Origin of the sequence: Citrobacter sp. wls826 (assembly GCF_005281245.1) — a bacterium.
In the GTDB taxonomy this organism is placed as follows: Bacteria; Pseudomonadota; Gammaproteobacteria; order Enterobacterales; family Enterobacteriaceae; genus Citrobacter; species Citrobacter braakii.
Genome location: NZ_SZWS01000061.1, coordinates 55,260 through 60,978, shown reverse-complemented (window position 1 = coordinate 60,978; position 5,719 = coordinate 55,260). Strand labels below are relative to the sequence as shown.

Annotated in this window: 8 protein-coding genes and 1 pseudogene; 4 read left to right on the top strand and 5 right to left on the bottom strand. The window is 50.1% G+C overall.

Features of this window, described 5'->3' with window-relative positions; all coding sequences use genetic code 11:
- Positions 1-599: pseudogene (locus FDW87_RS22960) on the top strand (MFS transporter); the annotation flags it as partial.
- A gap of 33 nt (positions 600-632) precedes the next feature.
- Here FDW87_RS22960 and FDW87_RS17780 read toward each other — a convergent pair.
- The gene (locus tag FDW87_RS17780; protein WP_016153454.1) at positions 633-1,271 is read right to left on the bottom strand and encodes an RpiB/LacA/LacB family sugar-phosphate isomerase; all 639 of its coding nucleotides are present in this window, start codon (positions 1,269-1,271) and stop codon (positions 633-635) included.
- A gap of 268 nt (positions 1,272-1,539) precedes the next feature.
- On the opposite strand from FDW87_RS17780, the gene FDW87_RS17775 reads away from it, so the two are divergent.
- Both FDW87_RS17775 and ftnA read left to right on the top strand, forming a co-directional pair.
- Entirely contained in the window at positions 1,540-1,875 is a 336-nt protein-coding gene (locus tag FDW87_RS17775; RefSeq protein ID WP_016153455.1) for a YecR-like lipofamily protein, read from the top strand.
- Positions 1,876-2,069: 194 nt separating this feature from the next.
- Positions 2,070-2,567, top strand: a complete 498-nt coding sequence (ftnA, locus tag FDW87_RS17770) for a non-heme ferritin (RefSeq protein WP_016153456.1) — start codon at positions 2,070-2,072, stop codon at positions 2,565-2,567.
- A 45-nt stretch (positions 2,568-2,612) separates the two neighbouring features.
- Here the strand turns inward: ftnA and FDW87_RS17765 are convergent, their stop codons facing one another.
- Complete coding sequence (locus FDW87_RS17765; RefSeq protein ID WP_049269075.1) at positions 2,613-2,852, bottom strand: YecH family metal-binding protein; 240 nt, start codon at positions 2,850-2,852, stop codon at positions 2,613-2,615.
- A 225-nt stretch (positions 2,853-3,077) separates the two neighbouring features.
- On the opposite strand from FDW87_RS17765, the gene tyrP reads away from it, so the two are divergent.
- The gene (tyrP, locus tag FDW87_RS17760; RefSeq protein WP_016153458.1) at positions 3,078-4,289 is read left to right on the top strand and encodes a tyrosine transporter TyrP; all 1,212 of its coding nucleotides are present in this window, start codon (positions 3,078-3,080) and stop codon (positions 4,287-4,289) included.
- Positions 4,290-4,317: 28 nt separating this feature from the next.
- Here the strand turns inward: tyrP and FDW87_RS17755 are convergent, their stop codons facing one another.
- The 3 genes from FDW87_RS17755 to FDW87_RS22955 form a co-directional block, all read right to left on the bottom strand.
- Positions 4,318-4,983, bottom strand: a complete 666-nt coding sequence (locus tag FDW87_RS17755) for a YecA family protein (RefSeq protein ID WP_049269073.1) — start codon at positions 4,981-4,983, stop codon at positions 4,318-4,320.
- Positions 4,984-5,192: 209 nt separating this feature from the next.
- The gene (locus FDW87_RS17750) at positions 5,193-5,474 is read right to left on the bottom strand and encodes a heavy-metal-associated domain-containing protein (RefSeq protein ID WP_016153460.1); all 282 of its coding nucleotides are present in this window, start codon (positions 5,472-5,474) and stop codon (positions 5,193-5,195) included.
- Positions 5,471-5,719, bottom strand: a 249-nt coding sequence (locus tag FDW87_RS22955; RefSeq protein ID WP_252363234.1) for a hypothetical protein, incomplete at its 5' end; no start/stop codon positions are given. The genes FDW87_RS17750 and FDW87_RS22955, both read right to left, overlap by 4 nt.

The window sequence follows — 5,719 nt, the reverse complement described above, 5'->3', positions numbered from 1 at the left end:
GCGGGTCGCTATTTCGAGCCTCTATCAGCGCTGTGCCATTTCTGCTGCCGCTAATGTTCCAGGTAGGTTTTGGCATGAACGCTTTTCACGCGGGTTCGCTGGTTCTGGCGGTGTTTGTGGGCAATCTGACGATAAAACCTGCCACCACGCCGTTGATACGCTGGCTGGGCTTTAAGAAACTGCTGTTAATCAACGGTGCGTTAAACGTCCTGGCGCTGTTGGCCTGTGCATTAATTACGCCGCAGACCCCGGTGTGGGTTATTTTGTTGGTGTTGTATCTGGGCGGCGTGTTCCGCTCAATTCAGTTTACCGGTATCAGCACGCTTGCCTTTGCGGACGTCCCCGGGCCACAAATGAGCTACGCCAATACGCTGTTCAGTACGGCAACACAATTAGCGGTAGGCTTGGGCATTTCATTGGCCGCTATCGGAATTCGTATCGGCGATGAGGTGAGTGAATGGCTGGCGTTAGGCAATATTCCGGGGATCAGTTTCCGGCTGGCCTTTGTCGCTATTGCGATTATTTGTCTGGTAGGTATGGTTGATACGCTGCGGCTTGCCCATGATGCTGGAAGCGCGGTATCTAGCAAGAACAAATAGCCCGGCAAGCGAACACCGCCGGGCCAACAGGATTTAGCCAACTATCTCGCGTACAAACGCTTCGATCGCTTTGTCCTGGCAGTTTTCAAAGAAGCACTGCTGGAAGCGCGGACCAGATACGGCGGTTTTTACCAGTTCAGGATCGATAGCGCGCAGAGTGTCCAGATAGTTTTCTTTTACCACCGCCGCTTTCACCTGGTTCAGAATACCCGCGTTACGCACCTGCGGCTCTTTACGCTCTGGTGGATACCCTTCGCCGTTACGACCAGTGAATGCTTTTTCAAACATATAGCGCACATTCAGCTCAGCACCCCAGCCAAAACCTTTGGCGAATGCCAGAGAAAGCGCATTCCCGTTGTTGATCTGAGAGAACAAGAATGCGTCTGCCGGATCGAGACAGTAACCACACACCACGCCCGGATGAATATTCAGTGACATCATTGCCCCCTGACCCGTACCGCAACCCGTAACCACAAAATCCACGGCTTTGGAATTGAGCAGGATGCTGGCCATAATCCCTAAATGGATGTAGGTCAGATGATGGTCATTTTCGTCGCTCATCCCGACGTTATACACTGGAAAACCTTTCTCATCCGCAACGGCTTTAAGCTCGTTATGAATGATGGCATTTTTGCTTGCCTGGCTGTTTTCCATCATCAATGCAATTTTCATTCTGTAATCTCCTGAATGCGCTGCGGAGGCCCGCTGAAAGTCATAACATTCAGGCCACATTACTATTTTGCAAACTTACTTTCAAATTTAATGAAATTTTGTTTTATAAAATAATGAGGTGCTCACATTTTTCCTGAGACAGCTCAGAATAGCCTCAATAAAATGACGTCGTTGCGATTAATCGCAGGTGATCTTCGGGCTATTCAAGCCATTGATGCGCCACCACATATGCCATGATAGCCTATCTCCGAACTTTCAGAGCGATCACATGAAGACCTTTATCCTTGCCCTTTTGCCGCTCGTGCTGACAGGATGCACTATTACTAAACAGGCGCAGGTCAGCGAAGCCAGTGCCATCACCGGCGTCGTTCGCCTGACCTACAACCAGGCCATGCTACAAACGGCGCGTACCGATGATTACGTGACCCAAGGCACAGCCACCAAAGAGTGTCAGCGCCTGGGTTATGCCAACGCAATGGCGTTTGGTCAGCCGGTATCAACCTGTAGCGTATATGCCGGTTCTCTGTGTTTAAATACCAAAATCACGCTCGCCTGGCAGTGTCACGGCGTTGCGGTATCCCAATCGCCTGCCTTCAATTATTAATATTTTCGACCAGCACATTATTGCTGGTCTTCTGCCTTTTCATTATTTATATTCTCCGCTTAATAGCGTTAATGCGTTTTATTCCCATTCGCATTTTTAATAAATAAATTTATTATTTTACCTTTTGCAAATAATTAAATAACAAATTATAGTGACGCCACGCTAATATATAATAACGTTTGTGGAGCACAACCATGCTGAAAACAGAAATGATCGACCAACTGAATGAGCAAATGAACCTTGAATTATATTCATCTCTGCTCTACCAACAGATGAGCGCGTGGTGCAGCTATCACAGCTTTGAAGGTGCCGCCGCGTTCCTGCGCCGTCACGCCCAGGAAGAGATGACGCATATGCAGCGTCTGTTTGACTACCTGACCGATACCGGCAGCTTGCCGTGTATTAACACCGTTCCTTCCCCCTTTGCTGAATATGCGTCTCTGGACGAACTGTTCCGTGTTACTTACGAACACGAGCAGTTGATCACCCAGAAAATTAATGAGCTGGCACACGCGGCAATGACCCACCAGGATTATCCGACGTTTAATTTCCTGCAATGGTATGTTGCCGAGCAGCATGAAGAAGAGAAATTATTTAAATCTGTCATTGATAAGTTATCGCTGGCAGGGAAAAGTGGCGAAGGTCTTTATTTCATCGATAAAGAACTGGCTACGCTTGATACACAGAATTAATGTTGTGGGGTAATGAAGGCAACCCGCCATCATTACCCGCTAAAATCAGTGACGGCAGATCTTGCTTTCGTGCGTAGAGAAGCCGTCTTCTTTTGCAATAAACTTTCCCTTCGCCGCTAAAAACGCCACCAGCTCAGCTGCCGACATATCCGCCGCAGAACAGGTGTGAAAACGAGCCTGCTCGCCAAACCGTGCCGTTATCGCCGCTTCAAGGCTGGCATATGAATACTGCTCGCCAGATTCAATCATCATGTTGAGCACTTCGTGACCGTGAATAGATTCCATACTACCTCCTCAATAAAGTCCGTAGCCTAATGTGAACGGCACGGCCTTGCTTTGCGCTAACGCAGGTTTACCCGCAGATAAATATCATTTGTGATACATCTTAACGCGCCAAACATCGTAAAGATTAATGTACATTCATTGTAACGGTGATTTGACGAAAATAGCGTTTTGCCTTAACCTGCGCCGCAGATATAACCGTTGATTATCTCTGGGACAGAGGAAAGCGTGAAAAACAGAACCCTGGGTAGTATTTTTATCGTGGCGGGAACCACGATTGGTGCCGGTATGTTGGCAATGCCGCTGGCCGCGGCAGGCGTGGGGTTTAGCGTCACGCTGGTATTGTTAGTGAGTCTTTGGGCGCTAATGTGCTACACCGCTCTGTTGCTGCTTGAAGTGTATCAACACGTACCGGCAGACACCGGGTTGGGTACGCTGGCAAAACGTTATCTTGGTCGCTACGGACAATGGGTAACGGGCTTTAGCATGATGTTTTTAATGTACGCGTTGACGGCAGCGTATATCAGTGGCGCTGGTGAGTTGCTGGCTTCCAGCATCAGCGACTGGACCGGGACAACGCTCTCCCCGACAACAGGCGTACTGCTGTTCACCTTTGTTGCCGGTGGCGTGGTTTGCGTTGGCACATCTTTGGTCGATCTGTTCAACCGCCTGTTGTTCAGTGCCAAGATAATCTTTCTGGTGGTGATGCTGGCCCTGTTAATGCCGCATATCCATAAAGTAAACCTGCTTACGTTGCCGCTTCAGCAGGGGCTGGCACTTTCTGCAATCCCGGTTATCTTCACTTCGTTCGGTTTTCACGGCAGCGTCCCCAGTATCGTCAGCTATATGAACGGTAACATCCGTAAACTGCGTTGGGTGTTTATCACCGGTAGTGCCATTCCGCTAGTCGCCTATATCTTCTGGCAACTGGCCACGCTTGGCAGTATTAACTCCTCAACGTTCATGGGGCTGTTAGCCAACCACGCTGGTTTAAACGGTTTATTACAAGCATTACGTGAAGTCGTGGCTTCGCCGCACGTCGAACTGGCGGTGCATCTGTTTGCCGACCTTGCGCTGGCAACCTCTTTCCTCGGCGTCGCACTGGGATTATTTGACTACCTGGCCGACCTCTTCCAGCGCCGCAATACCGTAGCAGGAAGAATGCAAACCGGCGTGGTGACCTTCCTGCCGCCGCTGGCATTCGCGCTGTTCTATCCGCGTGGTTTCGTCATGGCCCTGGGGTATGCGGGCGTTGCCCTGGCGGTGCTGGCGCTGCTCATTCCCTCGATGCTGGCATGGCAGAGCAGAAAACAGAATCCACAGGCTAACTACCGCGTGGCAGGGGGTGCTCCGGCGCTGGCGCTGGTATTTTTGTGCGGCATTGTGGTGATAGCCGTACAGTTTTCTATTGCAGCAGGATTACTACCGGAAGTGGGTTAAAACAAAAGGGGCTTAACGCCCCTTTTTCTTAATGCAAACAACACTGCTTATATTTTTTACCGCTACCGCACGGACAAGGGTCATTGCGCCCTACCTTGGCATCCACTTTGACCGGTACTTTAATCGGCGTTTCCTGAGGATGCGCCATCCAGTAAGCATGCAGATCCAGCGCCGCCAGGCGGATGGCATCCACGCTCTCTTCGAACGCTTCTGGCGTCAGTTTCTCAACGACCGCAAAGTTTTCTTCCGTACCGTGCAGCGCAATAGCCTCGAGCGCCGGTTTTAACGAGTCTGGTAACGCGGACCAGTCCGACAGCGCGACGCCACGCATATAACCAAAACACCACTCTTCAACGATGGTCAGTTCATGCTCGTCAATTTCACGCAAACCAAACAGCGGCTCAAACTGCTCAGGATATTCATCCAGGCGATCGGCCGTATCCGCCATATGTTGAAACGCCAGGTTCATGAAACGCGTCATTTCTTTTTCGGAGGACCAGCGAGGAACATACTGCGCGCCGCCCCAAATAGCGACCAGCCACTGCTCCGGTTCAATTTCATACGGTGAACTCAGTACCGCCGTCAGTAAACCATCCAGTTCTGACACATCCAGAATAGCCTTATCCGTATTGTACTTAGTCAGTACGTCATCCAGCCATTCCAGTTCGCTCTCGTTTAATGGTCCCGTTTTCATAACGCTTTTCCTTAGTCAAAAAATCTTGCCTGTGATCATCCTACATGGCTGGAGGGATAACAGATATAAATGGGCATATGCGGCTTACAGCAGCCGCCTGTTCAGGTTAACAGGAAAAGAGGGGAATTCCGGTAGTTAACGCACAAAAGAGAACACTAAGCCGCCGGGCATCATACCGGGAAAACACAATAAAACCACCCGCAGGTGGTTTACTGTTGTTCAATACGGTTGAGCGTTGCGGTATAGCCCGTTTTCGCTACTGCGTTAAGTAGAGTATCGGTTGGGAAACCTTCTGGCACGATGGCTTCTGCCTGCCGGGTTTTGAGAGAGGATTTTGCTTTAATCACGCCGTCAGTTTCACGTAGCGCCTGATTGACCGAAATAACGCATAACGAGCAGGTCATATTTTGTATATCCAGCACCACTTTTTGATTGGCCGCCTGAGCCCACAGCGGCAACAGCAAGCATGCAACTAACGCGAAGATCTTCATTCAAATACCTCATAAAACCAGGCAACAAGCGTTGGGTAAAATAGCACCGGCAAAATCAATGCCAGCGCGCACCAGTAGAGAACGCGCGCTTGCTTCAGAGTTAACCACCCGGAGCACCACAACCGTTTGGAAAAATAGAGCCGCCAGAAGACACGCAGTAATAATCCCAGGGACAGCAGTACCAGAGGAGTTCGCAAAAACTCAAACCGGGTGAAAACGGCGAAGCTCGCCGCCGAAATACCAAA

Bases quoted from the DNA above. Each gene is read 5' to 3' on its own strand.
- FDW87_RS17780 (WP_016153454.1), bottom strand. From the start codon at position 1,271: ATGAAAATTGCATTGATGATGGAAAACAGCCAGGCAAGCAAAAATGCC.
- FDW87_RS17775 (WP_016153455.1), top strand. From the start codon at position 1,540: ATGAAGACCTTTATCCTTGCCCTTTTGCCGCTCGTGCTGACAGGATGC.
- ftnA (WP_016153456.1), top strand. From the start codon at position 2,070: ATGCTGAAAACAGAAATGATCGACCAACTGAATGAGCAAATGAACCTT.
- FDW87_RS17765 (WP_049269075.1), bottom strand. From the start codon at position 2,852: ATGGAATCTATTCACGGTCACGAAGTGCTCAACATGATGATTGAATCT.
- FDW87_RS17755 (WP_049269073.1), bottom strand. From the start codon at position 4,983: ATGAAAACGGGACCATTAAACGAGAGCGAACTGGAATGGCTGGATGAC.
- FDW87_RS17750 (WP_016153460.1), bottom strand. From the start codon at position 5,474: ATGAAGATCTTCGCGTTAGTTGCATGCTTGCTGTTGCCGCTGTGGGCT.